Source organism: Methylobacterium sp. Leaf112, assembly GCF_001423295.1.
Classification (GTDB): Bacteria; Pseudomonadota; Alphaproteobacteria; order Rhizobiales; family Beijerinckiaceae; genus Methylobacterium.
This window is the reverse complement of sequence record NZ_LMNG01000012.1, coordinates 340,308-356,310: the sequence shown is the minus strand read 5'-3', so window position 1 is coordinate 356,310 and position 16,003 is coordinate 340,308. Positions and strand designations below refer to the sequence as shown.

The 16,003-nt window shown below is 71.9% G+C and carries 16 protein-coding genes; 7 read left to right on the top strand and 9 right to left on the bottom strand.

All coding sequences use genetic code 11. From position 1 onward, the window contains the following. Positions 1-3 precede the first annotated feature (3 nt). The 4 genes from ASF52_RS08380 to ASF52_RS08365 form a co-directional block, all read right to left on the bottom strand. Entirely contained in the window at positions 4-1,341 is a 1,338-nt protein-coding gene (locus tag ASF52_RS08380; RefSeq protein ID WP_056170505.1) for an MFS transporter, read from the bottom strand. 185 nt (positions 1,342-1,526) lie between these two features. Next, positions 1,527-3,080, bottom strand: coding sequence for a glucosamine inositolphosphorylceramide transferase family protein (locus ASF52_RS08375; RefSeq protein ID WP_056170501.1), 1,554 nt, complete (start codon positions 3,078-3,080; stop codon positions 1,527-1,529). A 7-nt stretch (positions 3,081-3,087) separates the two neighbouring features. Further along, positions 3,088-5,100: a WecB/TagA/CpsF family glycosyltransferase gene (locus tag ASF52_RS22940; RefSeq protein ID WP_056170498.1), complete on the bottom strand. Its 2,013-nt coding sequence runs from the start codon at positions 5,098-5,100 to the stop codon at positions 3,088-3,090. A gap of 759 nt (positions 5,101-5,859) precedes the next feature. Next, entirely contained in the window at positions 5,860-7,176 is a 1,317-nt protein-coding gene (locus tag ASF52_RS08365; RefSeq protein WP_056170495.1) for a GGDEF domain-containing protein, read from the bottom strand. A gap of 353 nt (positions 7,177-7,529) precedes the next feature. On the opposite strand from ASF52_RS08365, the gene ASF52_RS08360 reads away from it, so the two are divergent. The 4 genes from ASF52_RS08360 (at position 7,530) to ASF52_RS08345 (ending at position 10,674) form a co-directional block, all read left to right on the top strand. Then, positions 7,530-8,255, top strand: coding sequence for an OmpW/AlkL family protein (locus tag ASF52_RS08360; protein ID WP_056170492.1), 726 nt, complete (start codon positions 7,530-7,532; stop codon positions 8,253-8,255). Between the two features lie 96 nt (positions 8,256-8,351). Continuing rightward, entirely contained in the window at positions 8,352-9,683 is a 1,332-nt protein-coding gene (locus tag ASF52_RS08355; RefSeq protein ID WP_056170488.1) for an aspartate aminotransferase family protein, read from the top strand. Positions 9,684-9,836: 153 nt separating this feature from the next. Further along, entirely contained in the window at positions 9,837-10,160 is a 324-nt protein-coding gene (locus ASF52_RS08350) for a hypothetical protein (RefSeq protein WP_156630004.1), read from the top strand. A 139-nt stretch (positions 10,161-10,299) separates the two neighbouring features. After that, entirely contained in the window at positions 10,300-10,674 is a 375-nt protein-coding gene (locus ASF52_RS08345) for a YciI family protein (protein ID WP_056170483.1), read from the top strand. Between the two features lie 42 nt (positions 10,675-10,716). Here ASF52_RS08345 and ASF52_RS08340 read toward each other — a convergent pair whose 3' ends face one another. From ASF52_RS08340 to ASF52_RS23175, 3 genes are all read right to left on the bottom strand, one after another. Beyond that, positions 10,717-11,067 carry a 4-fold beta flower protein gene (locus ASF52_RS08340; RefSeq protein WP_056170479.1) on the bottom strand — a complete coding sequence of 117 codons (351 nt, stop codon included), beginning with the start codon at positions 11,065-11,067 and terminating at the stop codon, positions 10,717-10,719. 117 nt (positions 11,068-11,184) lie between these two features. Continuing rightward, positions 11,185-11,712 carry a prepilin peptidase gene (locus ASF52_RS08335; protein ID WP_056170476.1) on the bottom strand — a complete coding sequence of 176 codons (528 nt, stop codon included), beginning with the start codon at positions 11,710-11,712 and terminating at the stop codon, positions 11,185-11,187. A 6-nt stretch (positions 11,713-11,718) separates the two neighbouring features. Continuing rightward, positions 11,719-12,702, bottom strand: coding sequence for a hypothetical protein (locus tag ASF52_RS23175; protein ID WP_244473747.1), 984 nt, complete (start codon positions 12,700-12,702; stop codon positions 11,719-11,721). A gap of 177 nt (positions 12,703-12,879) precedes the next feature. Between ASF52_RS23175 and gspG the strand changes: the two genes are divergently transcribed. Next, positions 12,880-13,314, top strand: coding sequence for a type II secretion system major pseudopilin GspG (gspG, locus tag ASF52_RS08325; RefSeq protein ID WP_156368931.1), 435 nt, complete (start codon positions 12,880-12,882; stop codon positions 13,312-13,314). 77 nt (positions 13,315-13,391) lie between these two features. Here gspG and ASF52_RS08320 read toward each other — a convergent pair whose 3' ends face one another. Next, the gene (locus ASF52_RS08320) at positions 13,392-13,679 is read right to left on the bottom strand and encodes a hypothetical protein (protein ID WP_056170470.1); all 288 of its coding nucleotides are present in this window, start codon (positions 13,677-13,679) and stop codon (positions 13,392-13,394) included. A 130-nt stretch (positions 13,680-13,809) separates the two neighbouring features. On the opposite strand from ASF52_RS08320, the gene ASF52_RS08315 reads away from it, so the two are divergent. Beyond that, entirely contained in the window at positions 13,810-14,112 is a 303-nt protein-coding gene (locus tag ASF52_RS08315) for a hypothetical protein (RefSeq protein ID WP_056170467.1), read from the top strand. A gap of 160 nt (positions 14,113-14,272) precedes the next feature. Here ASF52_RS08315 and ASF52_RS08310 read toward each other — a convergent pair whose 3' ends face one another. Continuing rightward, positions 14,273-14,578, bottom strand: a complete 306-nt coding sequence (locus ASF52_RS08310; protein WP_056170464.1) for a hypothetical protein — start codon at positions 14,576-14,578, stop codon at positions 14,273-14,275. 284 nt (positions 14,579-14,862) lie between these two features. On the opposite strand from ASF52_RS08310, the gene ASF52_RS08305 reads away from it, so the two are divergent. Continuing rightward, positions 14,863-15,975: a helix-turn-helix transcriptional regulator gene (locus ASF52_RS08305; RefSeq protein WP_056170461.1), complete on the top strand. Its 1,113-nt coding sequence runs from the start codon at positions 14,863-14,865 to the stop codon at positions 15,973-15,975. Positions 15,976-16,003: the final 28 nt, after the last annotated feature.

Sequence of the window (16,003 nt, the reverse complement as noted above, 5' to 3'; positions counted from 1 at the left end):
CGCCTAGACCGCCGCGGCCGGCACGGGCGCCGCGCCCCCGCCGGAGGCGTCGTGGCGGCCGGGCTCGTAGCCGTAGGTCTCCGGCATGGCGAAGAGGTAGAGGGCGAAGCCCGCGGCCGCGATGGCGGCCAGCGCCAGGAAGGCCGTGGAATAGCCCGCCGAGACGATGATGACGCCGGCCAGCGTCGCCGAGAGGGCGGCGCCCAGGCCCTGGGCCGTGGCGACCGCCCCCTGCGAGACGTTGAACCGCCCGGTGCCGCGGGTCAGGTCGGCGACCACGAGGGGGAACAGGGCGCCGTAGATGCCGGCCCCGATGCCGTCGAGGAGCTGGACGCTGACGAGGTAGAACGGGTTGTCCGACAGGGTGTAGAGCACGCCGCGCACCGCGAGCACGCCGAAGGCGGCGAGAAAGATCGGCTTGCGGCCGATGGCGTCGGCCTTGGCGCCGACGAACACCGCCACCGGCACCATCACGAGCTGCGCCGCCACGATGCAGATGGCGATGAGCGAGGTGGCGTTGTCCTTGCCCGAGAGCTTGGTCAGCAGCTGGCCGACGGAGGTCAGCATCGCCGCGTTGGAGAGGTGGAACAGGGCCGCCAACACGGCGAACAGCACGAGGTACTTGTTCTTCAGGAGCGCGGTGAAGCCCGAAGGCTCCTCGCCAGCGGCCTCGGCCTTGCTCGACTTGGCTTTGCCCTCGCCGTGGTCGAGGCCGCGGGCGAGGTCGTCGTCGATGGCGTCGGCCGGCACCATCAGCATGGCGCCGATGCTGCAGAAGGCCAGGATCGCCATGAGCCAGAACACCACGATGGGGCCGAAGAAGTAGGCCGTGCCCCCCGCGATGGCCGCCGAGACGGCGTTGCCGGCGTGGTTGAAGCCCTCGTTGCGGCCGATGCGCTTGGCGAACAACTTCGGGCCGACGACGCCGAGCGTGATGGCGGCGAGCGCCGGCGGGAAGATCGCCCCGGCGATGCCGGCCACCGACTGGGTCGCGGCCACGAGGTAGAAGTTCGAGATGAACGGCAGGAGGAGGCAGCTCGCCGTCACCGCGATGGCCCCGGCGATGACCACGGCGCGCTTGGCGCTGGTCCGGTCGATGAGGGCGCCGGCCGGCGTCTGCGCGATGAGGCCGGCGATGCCCGCGATGGTCATGATCAGGCCGGTGGTGGCCTCGTTCCAGCCCTGGTCCGGCCCCCGCACGGCGATGAGGTAGATGGCGAGATACGGCCCGAGGCCGTCGCGCACGTCGGCGAGGAAGAAGTTGAGGGCGTCGAGTCCGCGCAGGGATCGGGCCGAGGGCGTGCGCACGACGGGGCCGCCGGAGGTGTGCGGCTCTGACATGATGAGCCCTTCCTGACGTCGCGGACGTCGTGAGTTCGTCGGGGGGCGGGGCACGGTTCGGCGTGAGGCCGAGCTTGACCAGCGCTCGCAAATCCCGCGGTGACGAATTCGGTTCCGGGGCGGCGGATTAAATTATCGTGTGTTTCGTACACCCGGGAGGCCTGGCCGCGCGCGGCCGGCCCGACTCACGACGACCGGGGCCTGAACCAGCGGCGCGGCGCGGCGCCCGATCCGTCGACGAATTCGAAGTCGTCGGTGCGGTTGAGGGTGTGGAACCGGTGGCCGGGAAAGCCCGCCCCGGCCCGCAGGGTGGTCTCCACGGTCTGGGCATAGCCCGCCATGTCGAGGCGGTCGATGCGGGCCAGCGACAGGGCCTCGCCGTAGCCGCGCCGGCAATCCTGCGCCGGGCGGATCAGGGCGCCGTCGCGCAGGACGATGCGGCCGGCCGGGCGCGCGGCCCCGAAATCGATGAGGACGGGGTTGCGCGGATGCGGTGTCCACGGCCCGCGGAAATCCGGCGCCGACCACAGGTGCAGCGCGTCAGAATAGGCGCCGCGCGCCGCGCGCGGGGGCTCGCCGGGGCCGTGCGCGCGCGCGCTGGCGAACAGCCACCACCGCCCGTTCCGTTCGAGGAGGGTCGCGTCGCTCGCCGTCACGCCGGAGATCAGGGTCGCGTGCTTGACCCAGCCGCCGGGAAACGCGGTGGCCCGGTAGAGGTCGACGGTGCCGTTGTCCCCGCTCTCGGGGATCATCCAATGGGCGCCGTCGCGTTCGAACACGAACGGGTAGGAGAGGTGGTGGGCCTCCTCCAGCACCCGAACGGGCACGCCCTCGGGGCCGTCCGGGCCGAAGGCCACGGCCGAGACGACGCCCTTTCCCGTGGCGTGGGGGTATTCTTCGAGGAACAGGATCGTGCGGCCGCGATGCACCAGGGGGAACGGATCGGCGTAGAAGCGCAGGCCGTCGTCGGGCAGGTCGCGCCAGCCCCCCGGCACCTGGCGCAGGTCGACGAGGTCCGGGCCGGCGAGGGGGCGCCAGGCGACGCGCCAATGCGGCGCCCGGTAGCACAGGCGATGCAGGTGCCCCGCCACCGCGCGGGCGAGGAGACCGCCGGCGCGGGCCCCGATGGCGGCGACGGTCAGGTCGGTCGGAGTTGGCGGCTCGGGGATCCGGAGCGACGCGCCGGGCGCGCAACCGCTCTCGCCCAGCGCTTCGCCGATCAGCGCCGCGCGGATCAGGTCGACGGTGCGAATGAGGCCGTCCTCGAACGCGGTGCGCATCACCGTGAGGGATTCGGTGCCGAGGCACCCGGCGGCGACGACGCGCTCCGTCTCCCTCAGGGCGGCGACGGGCGCGCGCCCGGCCAGCAGCGCGGCGAGGAGGGCGGCCTCGCCGCAGGCCCCGTCGAAGGTCAGGCGCCAGATCCGGCGCCCCGGTGCCGGGGCGACGTCGCCGCAGAGGTCGAGGACGAGGCCGGTCGGCCCGAGATCCGGATAGGCCGCGAGGGCGGCGAGCGGAACCGGCGCGGCCGGGCCGCCGCCGGGCAGGCGCCGAAGGCGGGCCTCGACGGCGAACAGCAGGGCGGCGTTGTCCGGCAGGCCGCCCGGTCCCGGCGCGCGGGAGACGGAGAGGTCGAGCCCCGGCATGGCCGCGAGGGCGTCGAGGAGGCGCAGGTGCCAGCGGCGCGGCGCATGCCCGTCGAGGCGAACACCGACGGTCCGGCCGATCGCGCGCGCCATCGCGGGCTCAGGCCGCGGTCGCGGCGAGGGCGGTGCCTTGGGCGGCGCGGTGCCGGGCGAACAGCCGGCCGAGCCGGCCCGCGACCACGTGGGACGCGGCCCGGGCGTGGAGCGCCTCCGGGTCGACGCGCCCCTGGCGGATCGCGTCCCACAGCCGCACGAACCGCTCGGCCAGACGGTCCGCCGCGGCACCGGTGTCGGCGCCGCGCTCCACCAGGAAGCCGCCGGTGCCGGCGTCGACGAGGGCCTCCACCGTTTCGAGGGCCTCCGACCCGGCCGGGCGCAGTGCCCCGAACGGGCGCCCGCCGGTGAGGCCCGCGAGGAGCAGGCCCGGCCTGTCCTGCGAGAACGCGACGGCGAGACCCGCATGGCACGGGGCCAGGATCCGGGCGATGCCGTCCGCGTCCGCCCCGTCGTGACGCCATGTGATGTCGCGGATGGCCGCAAAACCCGGCCAGGAGTCCGAGTCGCCGGCGCCGACGAGGTGGAGCGCCACCCGGCCTTCGAGGCGGGCGCGCAGGGCCAGGACCGTCGCGACGACCAGGGTGGGGTCCACGCCGGCATCGGGGGTGGCGGCGAACAGGCGGAACACGCCGTCGTCGCAGGCGAAGGGGTGGGCCCGGGGCAGGTACGGCTCGACCGCGCCGTCGAGGGGCTCCACCTTCGGCAGGTCCCCGGGAAACCGCTCGGCCATGCGCCGGGCCACGGCCGGGTCCGCGCACACGATGGCGGTGGCCCAGCGTAGGGCCAGGCGCTCGCCGAGGGTGCGGACGAAGCCGGACGACCGGTCCGAGGCCTCCCCCCGGTCGCCGCCGTGGATCGTCTGGATGGCGGGCAGGCCGAGGAGCCGCGCCAGGGGGGCGAGGCCGAAGCGGTGCAGGTCGGCGGTGGCGGGGCCCGGCCCGAGGGCGCGCCGGATCGCCCGGCGATGGCGCAGGGTGCCGAGCCCGACCCGCAGGGTGAGGCCCGGCCCCGCGGGCGCATCGTCGCCCCGGCTGCGCGCGACGGGGAGGAAGTCGAAGGGCCGCCCGTCGCGTTCGAGGGGCCGGACCACGCCGAGGGCGCAGTCGCCGACGGCGTCGGTGCCGACGAACAGCACCGAGACATCCGCCGGGCGGTGGCACAGGATCCGGTGGATCCAGCCCGCGACACGGCCGGTCTCCGCACTGCGCGGGTCCATCGTGTCGATGATGCACAGGCTGTGGCACGGTGGGCCGGTCGGGTCCGGGCCGTCGTCAGGCCCGTGGCCGAGGCCGAGCCTCCGCAGGGCCGGCTCGAGGGTGGTGAGGCTGAAGAGCAGGGCGGCGCAGCGCGCGTAGCGTCCGGTCAGGGCCTTCGGGGCATGCGCCAGCCGCCACAGCCATTCGAGGCGCGCCGTCCTGACGAGGCGCGGCGCCCGTACCTGGGCGCCGGAGAGGAAATCGAGGGCCGCGCCGACGCAGACGAGGCCGAGCCCCGGGTGGCGCATCGCGGCGCGCGCCGCGAACAGCTCCTGCTTCGGCGCACCGAGGGCCACGAAGACGAGGCGCGCGCCCGACGCCGCGATCCGGTCGGCATCCGCGTCGGCCGCCGGCGACAGGGGATCGAAGCCGAAGGGCGGGGCGTGCCAGCCGCGGATGTCGAGGTTCGGGCTCGCCATTCGCAGGACGGCGGCGGCCTCGACCAGGCTCTCTGCGGTGGCGCCGAACAGGTACACGGGCACGCCGTCGGCGGCGGCCGTGGCGCACAAGGGAACGACGAGGTCGGCGCCGGTGGTCACCCGCACGGGGGGCGGGTCCCGGCGGGACGCGCCGCGCCCGGCCAAGAGGGCCACGGGCCAGCCGTCCGCGCTGACGAACGTGGCGGCGCGGTAGGCGTCACGGAAGCCCGCATGGTCGCGCAGCTTGACGAGGTGATCGAGGTTGAGGGTGAAGAACGTGAAGCCGTGCCCCGTGGCGGCGCGCGCCCGCACGGTGGCCACGGCCCCGGCGAGGCTCGCGACGTTGATGAACTGACCGTCCACGGACAGGGGGGCGCTCACACCTCCCGAAGGGGCGCTCACACCTCCCGGAGGGGCACTCAAACCTCCCGGAGGGGCACTTGCCCCCCCCAGGGGGGCGCCTGTCCCCCCCGGAGGGGAACCTGGTGGTGGCGCGATCGGGGGCATCGTCAGGCTTTCATCGCGGCGGGCGGCCTCGAGAGGTTGCGTGGGCGTGGCCCCCGGTTCTGCGTCGAAACCCCACGAAACGCCAACGATGGGCGCGAAACGATCCATCGGCCCGCCGCCGCGCGCCCGACCGGCGCCGTGGACGATCCCGTTTCGGATCACCGCTTCGGGGCCGCGTACCGCCATGACCCCGCGGGAGGCGCCGGCCTCCGCTGCGCCACGGGGCGCCCCTGCCCCCGGCGAAGCCTCGCCGAGGGCATTGGCGCCGGCGCTGCGGCCGTCCGGTGAGGGAGAAGGGGCACCAGTCGCCCGGATGGTCCGGGGCACCGGTCTGTCGAGGCTCACGTCTCGTGCTCCGTGCGGGGGGCACCCCGTCCCGCTCCGGGGCAAGGGGCGGGTGGGGGCGAGCGGGAACTGCAAGTGCCGCGCCGGCTACCCATGCCCTCCCGACGCCACATGCGGCGCCGGCCGCGACGGGCGGGCCCCGCCCGGAGTCGTGTGGGCGGTCTGCGGTCTTGCGTTTCGGAACCCGCTTCACGTCGAGGACCTCGGCGAGGGGAAGCGCCGGCCGGCCGACGCGGACCCGCTCTGCGCCCGCAACGGTTTCCGAACCCCTTCCCGGCGGGGAAAGGCTCACGCCGGGTGGGGTTCGGCGAGGACGCTATCCGCGCGCCGCCTGAGGGAGCCCGGCGGGGGCACGTCCTGGGCTGCGGCCCCGTGCTGCGTGGTGTCCGGTGTTGTGGCGTCTCGGGATATGGCGTCTCGGGATAGGGCGTCCTGGGACGAGGCATCCGGCGGGGACGAGCCGGCGCAGATCCGGTTGCGGCCCTGGGTCTTAGCCTCGTACAGGGCGGCGTCGGCCGTCTTTGTGGCGCGCTCGAAGCTGTCGTCGCCGAGATTCAGGGTGGCGGTGCCGATGCTCACCGTGACCGGGAGGGGGCCGCTGCGGAGGGGGAACGGCTGATCGGCGATGCTCGCCCGCAGGCGCTCGGCGATGGCGGCGAGTTCCTGTGGGGTGACCCCGGGCAGCACGGCCAGGAATTCCTCGCCGCCCCAGCGGGTCACGATGTCGGTCGCCCGCAAGGTGCTTCGCACCCGCTTCGCGAAGGCGGTGAGGACGAGGTCGCCGCTCTCGTGGCCGTAACGATCGTTGATGGCCTTGAAGTGGTCGATGTCGGCGATGAGGAGGCCGGCCGGCGACCGCCCGTCGAGGGACGCGACGCGGCGCTGCAGGGCCTGCTGCAGGCCGCGACGATTGTAGAGGCCCGTGAGCGGGTCGGTCTCGGCGAGGCGGAGGAGATTGCGGTTGGCCCGCTCCGCCGCCATGGCGACGAAGCCGAAATAGACGAAGACCCCGGTGATCTGATCGAGGATGAGGGAGCCGCGGGCGCTCTCCGCCGAGGCCATCGGCATGTCGGTGCCGAGCAGCATCGCGATGGAGAGCAGGAAGGCCAGGGTGTAGCAGGCGAAGGCCAGAGTCTCGATGTACTGCGACCACAGCCGTGCCATTCCGGCCGTCCGGCGCACGGTTTCGTGGAGCGACAGGAGCGCCACGACGAGGCAGGAGGTGAAGACGCCGGTCAGCGCTAGCCGGCCGGAGAGGCCGGCGGCGAGGATGGCCGGATAGACCAGGCCCGGCAGGGCGCAGAGGAGGACGCCGAGGCCGATGTTCACCGGCCGGCCGAAGAAGCTGCGGAACCCCGTCCAGGCGAGGACGAGGCTTCCGCCGTAGAGCCAGTACACCACCATCGTGACGGGAACCGGCGGCAGGGTCTCGGGTGGAACGCCCATCATGACGAAGGACCCGGCCATCGACGCGCCCATGGCCCCCATCCACTGCCACAGATAGGTCTGCCCACGTTGGCTGAGCGCCATGACGAGGAAGACGATCACGTAGGCGCATCGACTTGCGGCGCTGGCGAAATGCAGTGTGGCAAGGTCGAGCAACATGACGCACGGTTCTCTTGAGCGACCTGCTCCGACGGATACCTGGTGAACCCGGCGCCCGTCGCCTTGCCCCCAAGAAAGATCTCGAACTTGATCGGCCGCTACGCTGGAGAAAGCGAAAACTGGATTTCTCTCTGTTCGACTGAGTTTGCACGCGAAACTCTAATGAATTCCTAGTCGGACGACTCAGAGATCAACTCTGAATCTAGTCATGCAAGTCAGGGTTTCGAAAGTTTCCCGTCATAGGACTTTTGCTGGGCGCGCATCGCGAGACTGCGCCCCCGGAACGGCCGGGTCCCGCCCGTTCCGGTGACCGCCGGACTCCCCCTGCGGAATGGACCCCCGAAAGCACGCCCATGTCGACGTTCGAGACCTCGTCCATCGCTCCCCTCGTCGGAGGCGGTCTCGTCGAGCGCGGTCTCTCGCGGGCCCGCGTCCTGTCCCTCGCGGCCGCCCTGTGCCTCGCAGGCACGGCGGCGCACGGCGCCGAGCCGGCGGTGGAGCCCCTCCCGGCGGCGGTCGGCCTGCGGGCGGGGGACTGGCTCGTGCACGGCCGGATCATCGGCATGGTGCCGACCGAGCGGACTTCGCGCATCGAGGCCATCGGCGGCCGGATCGACACGCCCGCCGCCCTCCTGCCCGATGTCGACCTGTCCTATTTCCTGACCGATCACATCGCCGTCTCGGGGCAGGCCGGGGCGATCCGGACCAGGCCGATGATTCGGGATTCGCTCGTCGGCGACATCGCGATCGGATCGATCTGGAATGCGGCCGTCTCCGGCGTGGTGCGGTACCATTTCCTGCCGGGCGCGCGCTTCAATCCGTATCTCGGCGTCGGCGTCAGCGCGACAACGCCCGTCGCCGTCCGTCCGGCGGCGGGGATCCCGGCCTTCACGGTGCCGTCGCAGACGAGCCCGCTGCTCCAGGCCGGATTCGACCATCACCTCACCGGCAACTGGTTCGCGAACGTCATGGTCAAGTACGTCTTCGTGCCGCCCGTCGCGTACGAGATCGCCGGGGTCAAGGTGAAGACCGACCTGAACATGCTCGTCCTCGGTGCCGGGCTCGGCTACCGTTTCTGACGGGTGCCACGGCGCCGTCCTGGGGGAGGGCGGTGCAAAAGATCTTGTTCGCGGATGCGAACCCGGGTCATCTCGCTCCGACACGAGAGGACCAGCATGCCCGCCAGCGCGAACGCCCCCGGACTCGACGCCTACTGGATGCCGTTCACGGCCAACCGGCAGTTCAAGGCTGCGCCCCGCATGCTCGCGGCGGCGCAAGGCATGCACTACACGGCGACGGACGGACGCAGCGTCCTCGACGGGACGGCGGGCCTGTGGTGCGTCAACGCCGGTCACGGACGGCGCGAGATCGCCTCGGCCGTGGAGCGCCAGCTCACCACCCTCGACTTCGCGCCCTCGTTCCAGATGGGCCATCCCATCGCGTTCGACTTCGCGGAACGCCTCGCCGCCATCGCGCCGGGCGGGCCCGATGCGGGTCTCGACCGGGTGTTCTTCACGGGCTCGGGGTCGGAATCCGTCGACACCGCCCTGAAGATCGCCCTCGCCTACCAGCGCGCCATCGGCCAGGGCACCCGCACCCGGCTCATTGGACGCGAGCGCGGCTACCACGGCGTCGGCTTCGGCGGCATCTCGGTGGGCGGCCTCGTCAACAACCGCCGCGTCTTCCCCCTGCTGCCGGCCGTCGACCATCTGCGCCACACCCACGACCTCGACCGCAACGCCTTCACGCGGGGCCAGCCCGCGCACGGGGCGGAGCTCGCCGACGACCTCGAGCGCCTCGTGGCGCTGCACGGGGCCGAGACCATCGCGGCCTGCATCGTCGAGCCCCTGGCCGGCTCCACCGGCGTGCTGGTCCCGCCGCAGGGCTACCTCGAACGCCTGCGCGCGATCTGCACCCGCCACGGCATCCTGCTGATCTTCGACGAGGTCATCACCGGCTTCGGCCGCCTCGGCACGCCCTTCGCCACGGACTATTTCGGCGTGGTGCCGGACCTCGTCACCACCGCCAAGGGCCTCACCAACGGGGCGCTGCCCATGGGGGCGGTGTTCGCGAGCCGCACCGTCCACGACGCCCTGATGCACGGGCCGGAGGGCGCCATCGAGCTCTTCCACGGCTACACCTATTCGGGCCATCCGGCGGCGTGCGCGGCCGGAATCGCCACCCTCGACATCTACGCCCGCGAGGGTCTCCTCACCCGCGCCGCCAGCTTGAGCGAGACCTGGGCGGAGGCGGTGCACGGCTTGGCCAACGCGCGCCACGTCATCGACGTCCGCACCCTCGGCCTCGTCGCCGGCATCGAACTCGCGCCCCGCGACGGCGCGCCGGGGGCCAGGGCCTACGACGTCTTCGTCGATTGCTTCGCGCGCGGCCTGCTGGTGCGGGTCACCGGCGACATCGTCGCCCTGTCGCCGCCCCTCATCGTCGAGCCAGGGCAGATCGACACCATGGTGTCGATCCTCGGCGACGCCATCGCGCGGATGGCGTGAGGGTCCAGCTGGTCCGAGGGCCCCCGGGCCTCCCCGCCTGGGGGCCCCCCGAAAGCGGTAGGCCGCGCGTTTACCCTTCGGTAACCCCGTGGCGGGTGAATGGTGGCCGGGACCTGCCGCCTCGGGCAGTCTTCCCGACTGCCGGAGGCGCCGATGTTCCCCTTGATGTTCGTAGCCATCGCGGCGGGGCTCGGCACGGCCGCCGCCGTGGCGCCCACCAGCATAGCGCTCGCTGTGGTGTCCGCCCCCTTCGGCGGCAGCTTCGCCGCCCTCGCGGCCGCTCTCTATCTCGCCCGCCGCAACGCCGCCGCGGCGGCGCGCGCGGCCGCGCCGCCGGATCTCCACGACCGCACCGACGCCATGGTGGCGGCCCTGCGCAGCCTGGAGGTGCACGACCGCGCCCGGGAGACCGCCGGCCGGTCCGCTTCGGGAACGCCCCGCGTCGGCAGGCCCGCCGCCGGCCGCAACGTCGCCTGAGCCCGCGGGCGCGATTCGCCGGGCCCGCCGACGCCCGTCGGCCCGGCCGCCCCGTCTCCGCCCAAAGGCGGCTTTCGCTTTTCGCACCCGCGGCCTAACCTCGCGGGAGACGGACCGGCCCGTCTACGGGGAGCGATCGATGCGCGTGATGATCCTGGTCAAGGCGACGGCCGACAGCGAGGCGGGCACAATGCCGTCCCTGGAGCTGCTCGAAGCCATGGGCCGGTTCAACGTGGAGCTCATGCAGGCCGGCATCCTGCTCTCGGGCGAGGGCCTGCACCCGTCCGCGCGCGGGCGGCGGGTGGTCTTCGACGGGCCCGACCGCACGGTCACCGAGGGGCCGTTCGCCGACACCGAGAGTCTCGTCGCCGGGTTCTGGATCTGGAACGTCGCCAGCCTCGACGAGGCTGTGGCCTGGGTCCGGCGCTGCCCCAATCCGATGCCCGGCCCGAGTACCATCGAGATTCGGCCGCTGTTCGAGGAGGCGGATTTCGCCGCCGCCGCAACGGCGTGACGGCTTGGCTGGCTTGACGGTCCGGGGCGTGAGCCGGGCGGGTCAGATCAGGTCGGCGAAGGCGTGGCGGGACCATGCTGCCGAGGGGGCCGGCCGCGTCGGCATCCGCACGGGGATGCCGCGCGCCGGGTTCGCGCGGCGCGGTCCGGCGGCCGTCTTGGTCCGGCGCTTGGGTTTGGCCGGTCCACCCACGGCGTCGAACTCGAACAGCAGCCGCTCGCCGTGTTCGTCCCAGATCCATCCATCCCTGGCCAGGCCGATGGAGCGGCCGGAATAGGCGAACACCTCGTCCGCATCGATGAACGCCGCCGGCGTGCCGTTCCAGAGATAGATCGACTGACCGTCGCGACAGAACGCGGTCTCGCGACCCTCACGGTCGAACAACTCGATCATTCGGCAATCCTCATCCTGGCTCCGTCATGCGCCTCCGGGCGCCGGGACTGGATGACCGTGCCCACCAGCCTGACGGCTCGGGCGGCCGTTGACAACCGGCGCCCCGGCCGGTCCCCGTCAGGGCAGGGCCTCGAACGCCTGCATCAGCAGGGCCGCATGGAGGCCGACGGCGAGGAACGGGCCGAAGGGCAGCCGGGTCGCCCCGTCGATGGACCGGCCGCGCAGGACCGCGACGGCCAGGACGGCGAGGGCCAGGACGCTCGCTGCGAGGATCATCGCGGGCAGGCCGGCAAGGCCGGTCCAGGCAGCGCCCGCGGCGATGAACTTCACGTCGCCGAGGCCGAGGCCGACGCGGCCGCGGAGACGCGCATGCGCGGCGCGCACGGCCCACAGGGCGGCGAAGGCGAGGCCCGCCGTCGCGAGGCCCTGCGCCAGGGCCGAGACGACCGCCGAGGAAACCGCCCAGGAAACCGCCGACGAGTTGCCATCCAGCGCCCGCCCCGCCGCCACGGCGAGGCCGAGGCCCAGCAGGGCGAAGTTGAGACGGTTCGGGATGATGCGCCGGCGGCCGTCGATCACCGCCACCGCCACGGTGATCGGCAGCGGCAGCAGGGCCACGATCAGCGGCGTGTCGAAGGGGACCACGCGGCGTCAGGCCGCCGTGGCCGGGGACCGGCCGACGGTGACGAACTGGCCGGGGGGAATGCGCGGTGCCGCCGCCCGCTCGGGAATTCGACGCTTGGGAGCGCCGCCTTGTGAAAGGGACGGGCCTTGCGAAAGGGACGGGCCTTGCGAAAGGGACGGGCCTTGCGAGACGGATGGGGCTTGCGAGAAGCGCGAGTCTTGCGGAGGAACGGCGTCCTGCACCGTGGCGAGGGGATCGGCCTCGGGTTCGAGGATTTCCAGGAAGGCGGCGCGGCGGCCCGGCCGGCCCAGCTTCTTCCACAGGAGGCCCGCGCCGAGGGAGGCGGCGACGGCGGCGGCGAGCCAGAGCGCGATGAGGAGGCCGAAGGCGACCCCGCCGTTCAGTTCCCGCATGAGGCCGAGGACGAAGGCGGTGTACCACGACACCCCCGAGACCGCCCCCGAGACCAGGAACACGGCGGTGCGGCCCCGGGAGACGCCGTGCAGCATCGGCCGGCGCACGTCGCGCAGGACGCCCGGCAGCACGAGGGCGTGGATCATCAGGCCGTTGACGGTCAGCACGCTCACCACCACCACCTTGGCCCAGAGCTTGGGGTTCTCGAGCTTCTCCGGGGCCTCGATGGCGTAGAGGGCGAGGAAGCCGAGCCCCGACAGCCACAGCAGGCCGATCCCGACCGCCACCACCTTGCTGATGAAGTGGAAGGTGCGCTCGATCTCGGCCGGCATGCCGCCCCAGCGCATCCAGCGCAGGATCCAGAAATCCAGCATGGTGGCGCCGCCGAGGCCGAAGCAGAGCCCCATCAGGTGGAGGCCGACGAGGAGGGTGAGGAGCCGCACGTGCGGAAGCGGCTCGGGCAGGGGAATCCTGAGCGGCAGCGGGATGACGAGGACGTCCGCCAGGGCCGGCCCGCAGACCGTGAGGCAGACCGCTCCGGTGCAGGCCCCCACGAGGGCACGGATCGCCACGGGGCGCCCCTGATCCGTCCGCATCCGCACTGGAAGTCCTCCCGGCCCGCCGGAGACGACTCGTCCGCCGCCCATTTCTCATCGGGGACGATAACGGGAAAACTTAAGCAATCGGTATCCGTGTCGATCAGCAGAGTCTTCATGAAGTTCCGGCAGATTGAGCCTATAGCTTCAAGGGGTGCTGGGACGATGGAAGTACAGATGCAATCGATCCGTGACGACGGGGAGCCCAACCCCGGGGAAGCCGGCTTCTCCCTCGTCGAGCTCCTGGTCGTCCTGGCGATCATCGGAATGATCGCCACGATGGTGACCCCACAGGTGCTGGGCTACCTCGGCCGCGCCAAGGGTGAAACCGCGCGGATCCAGATCAAGAACATCGGCCAGGCCCTGGAACTCTACTTCCTCGACCTCGGCACCTATCCGACGACGAACGAAGGCCTGTCCGCCCTCGTGGCGCCACCCGCCGGCAGCGTCGCCTGGCGCGGGCCCTACGTGCGGGACGCCAAGGGCCTGACCGACCCGTGGGGCCAGCCCTACCTCTACCGCTCCCCCGGCCTCGGCAACGCGCCCTTCGAGGTCACGGCGCGCAGCCTCGCCGGCCTGTCGGGCGAAGCCAACGCCGTCGCGGCCCGCTGAGCGGGGCTTCGCGGTGCGCCGGGCGGGGCGCCGCGGCCCATTGGGCGGCGCGTCGCGGCCCGCTGGGCGGGGCCCCCCTACCGGCGGGGCTTCTGCATCTTCACCACGGTGTTCTTCGGCTTGCCGAACGGCTTCAGGGGCGCCTTGGCCTCCAGGGCGGCCCGGGCCAGGGCCTGGGGCTGGGGCGCACCGGCGGCGATGCGCCGGAGCGCGTCGGCCATCTCCTCGAGGGTCTGGGCCGTCTCGCCCTCCAGGGTTTCCTCGGGCCGGATGCCGTTGAGCTCGGGGGCGATCTCCTCGGCCGCCTCGCGCAGCTCCTCGATGAGTTCGGCGGCGGAATAGCGCGGGGGTGGGGACGTGGCCATGGCGCGACCATGCCAGCCCCGCGCCGGCCCGACAACCGCGATGCGGCGCTAGAGGGGGGACGTCGGCGCCGTGAACTCTCGACGATCTCGACTGTTGCGTGACCACCCGCCACCGAACGAACGGCCTTCCATGACCCGCATCGCCCTCACCGCCGCCCTCACGGCGTTTCTCGCGGCCGGCCCCGCCTTGGCCCAGTCCGTCGCGCCCACGGGAGGCGCCGGCAACACCGGCGTGATGACCCCGGCCCTGGAGCCCGACGAGGGGATGCAGGCGAAGGACCGCCCCCTGCGCCCCGCCCCGAACGTCGTCGGCAATCCGAGCCCGGCCTCGGTCCCGGGCAGCACCCCCGGCGTCAACGTTGGCGGCACGCCGACGAGCGGCCCGCCCGGCACCGGCGGCGCGTCCGGCGGCCCCTCCCTCGGCAACCGCTAGGCGACCCAGCCAGGGGCGCCGGCGGCCGACCGAAGACGCACATCGCGCGATGTCGGGCGACACTTGCGTCCCCGTCCTCAACGCCGATCCCCGGAATCGATCACGGACCCGAGCAGGTGCCGTGATCGAGGGCGGCCGCCGCCCCTCCGTGATCGTCGCGTCAATCTTTCGGCAGATGACAGGACCCAGACACCCAATCGTTGTAGATGCAATAATTCCACTCGACCTGCTTCGGCGTGGTACCGCCGCATGCGTGATTGGCCGATGTCGTCCTCTTGCCGTGGGCGCCGATCGTTTCGCCGCCCCGTGTCCTGGTGTGACACCCGCCACCGATCGTCTTGAAATTGAAGATGAGATCGGCGGAGCATGAATTGTGGAAGGTGTTGTTGTCCAGCGTTAGGCAATTTGCCCATGACGACGTGGACGCCGCCGCGACGAGGACGCCGGCCAGGAGAAAGGATCGCATCGTTTGCCTCTCGGTGAATGGGGTGATCCGCTCTCCCGAGCAGCCCGTGACGTCGGAGCTGCTCCAAGGCGATCCCGAAAATCCTGGACCACCCGAGATGTCCGTGTCTTGACCCGTATGGGTGAGGGCGGATCGACCCGGGTGCTGCCGGAACGACCGAGAAGAATCACGCCCGTTGCCTGGAAAAGGCCTTTCGTTTCGTCAGGCGTGTGACTTAACGTCGTCGCCGATCGGCCCGAGCCGCGCTTGTGGCCTCTGAACGGACAGGAGGGTGTGGTTTTCCGATGAGACCGGACAGTGCCCCCACCCTCGTAGACCGGATCTACGAGGCCGCCCTGATGCCGGATCGATGGCCGTCGGTCCTGAAGACGATCAGCCGCGAGACCGACAGCATCGGAGGCATGCTCTTCGTCAAAAGCAGTTCCGCCATCGTGCGGTGGACCGCCTGCGAACACGCGGCCGTGATTCTCGAGGATTGGATCAAGGAGGGGTGGGCCGAGAAGAACAGCCGCCCCGCCCGGATGTTCGCCAAGAACCATCCCGGATGGGTGCGAGAAAGCGACATCTACACACAGGAAGAGCTTGAGCAGGAAGAAGACTATCGCGGTTTCTACAAGCCTCGCGGACTCGGGCATGCGGCGGGAATGGGGATTTTTCTGCCGAGCGGCGACATCGGTGTCTTCGACGTTCAAAGGAAGCGCTCCTCGGGTCCCCTCACGGTCGGGGACCTCGCGTTCCTCGACGGCTTACGGCCTCATCTCGGCCGGTCGGCCCTCATGGCGGCCCGGCTGGAACTGGACCGCGCCCGCTCCACGGTCGGAATGCTCGAGACTTTGGGGCTGCCCGCCGCCATCCTGGGTGAGAACGGTAAGGTTCTGGCGGCCAACCGTCTCTTGGAGACCGTGCACGATCAGGTCGTGATCGGCCCGTTCGATCGCCTGATCTTCAAATGTGATCGACTGGATAAGATCTACACGGATGCGATCCGCCGAATGCAGGAGCCCGACCCGGTGGGGCGGGGCATGTCCTTCCCCATCAGGGAAACCGAACGCGCCGCTCCCGCCATCTGTCATCTCCTCCCCATTCGGGGCTCGGCGCGCGACCTCTTCACCCGCGCGAGCGCTCTCCTGGTCGTCACCGCGCTCAAGGATGGCGCGGCGCCGAACGGCGATATCCTGAGCGGCCTGTTCGATCTCACGCCCGCGGAGGCCCGTGTCGCCCGCGGGATCGCCATGGGACAGACCCTGGCGGCGATCGCCGCGCGCGGCGGCGTCTCACTGGCAACGATCCGAACCCAGTTGAAGGCGGTGATGGGCAAGACCGGAACCGCGCGTCAGGCCGAGCTCGCGGCCCTGCTGGTCAGCGGCTGCCTGCCCATCGATCGGAAGACGTCGTAGACACGAAACAGCTTTCGTTCCGCCGCCC

What these genes read in the sequence shown, in the direction of transcription:
- ASF52_RS08380 (WP_056170505.1), bottom strand. Translation starts at nt 1,341, where the DNA reads ATGTCAGAGCCGCACACCTCCGGCGGCCCCGTCGTGCGCACGCCCTCG.
- ASF52_RS08375 (WP_056170501.1), bottom strand. Translation starts at nt 3,080, where the DNA reads ATGGCGCGCGCGATCGGCCGGACCGTCGGTGTTCGCCTCGACGGGCAT.
- ASF52_RS08365 (WP_056170495.1), bottom strand. Translation starts at nt 7,176, where the DNA reads ATGTTGCTCGACCTTGCCACACTGCATTTCGCCAGCGCCGCAAGTCGA.
- ASF52_RS08360 (WP_056170492.1), top strand. Translation starts at nt 7,530, where the DNA reads ATGTCGACGTTCGAGACCTCGTCCATCGCTCCCCTCGTCGGAGGCGGT.
- ASF52_RS08355 (WP_056170488.1), top strand. Translation starts at nt 8,352, where the DNA reads ATGCCCGCCAGCGCGAACGCCCCCGGACTCGACGCCTACTGGATGCCG.
- ASF52_RS08350 (WP_156630004.1), top strand. Translation starts at nt 9,837, where the DNA reads ATGTTCCCCTTGATGTTCGTAGCCATCGCGGCGGGGCTCGGCACGGCC.
- ASF52_RS08345 (WP_056170483.1), top strand. Translation starts at nt 10,300, where the DNA reads ATGCGCGTGATGATCCTGGTCAAGGCGACGGCCGACAGCGAGGCGGGC.
- ASF52_RS08340 (WP_056170479.1), bottom strand. Translation starts at nt 11,067, where the DNA reads ATGATCGAGTTGTTCGACCGTGAGGGTCGCGAGACCGCGTTCTGTCGC.
- ASF52_RS23175 (WP_244473747.1), bottom strand. Translation starts at nt 12,702, where the DNA reads ATGCGGACGGATCAGGGGCGCCCCGTGGCGATCCGTGCCCTCGTGGGG.
- gspG (WP_156368931.1), top strand. Translation starts at nt 12,880, where the DNA reads ATGCAATCGATCCGTGACGACGGGGAGCCCAACCCCGGGGAAGCCGGC.
- ASF52_RS08320 (WP_056170470.1), bottom strand. Translation starts at nt 13,679, where the DNA reads ATGGCCACGTCCCCACCCCCGCGCTATTCCGCCGCCGAACTCATCGAG.
- ASF52_RS08315 (WP_056170467.1), top strand. Translation starts at nt 13,810, where the DNA reads ATGACCCGCATCGCCCTCACCGCCGCCCTCACGGCGTTTCTCGCGGCC.
- ASF52_RS08310 (WP_056170464.1), bottom strand. Translation starts at nt 14,578, where the DNA reads ATGCGATCCTTTCTCCTGGCCGGCGTCCTCGTCGCGGCGGCGTCCACG.
- ASF52_RS08305 (WP_056170461.1), top strand. Translation starts at nt 14,863, where the DNA reads ATGAGACCGGACAGTGCCCCCACCCTCGTAGACCGGATCTACGAGGCC.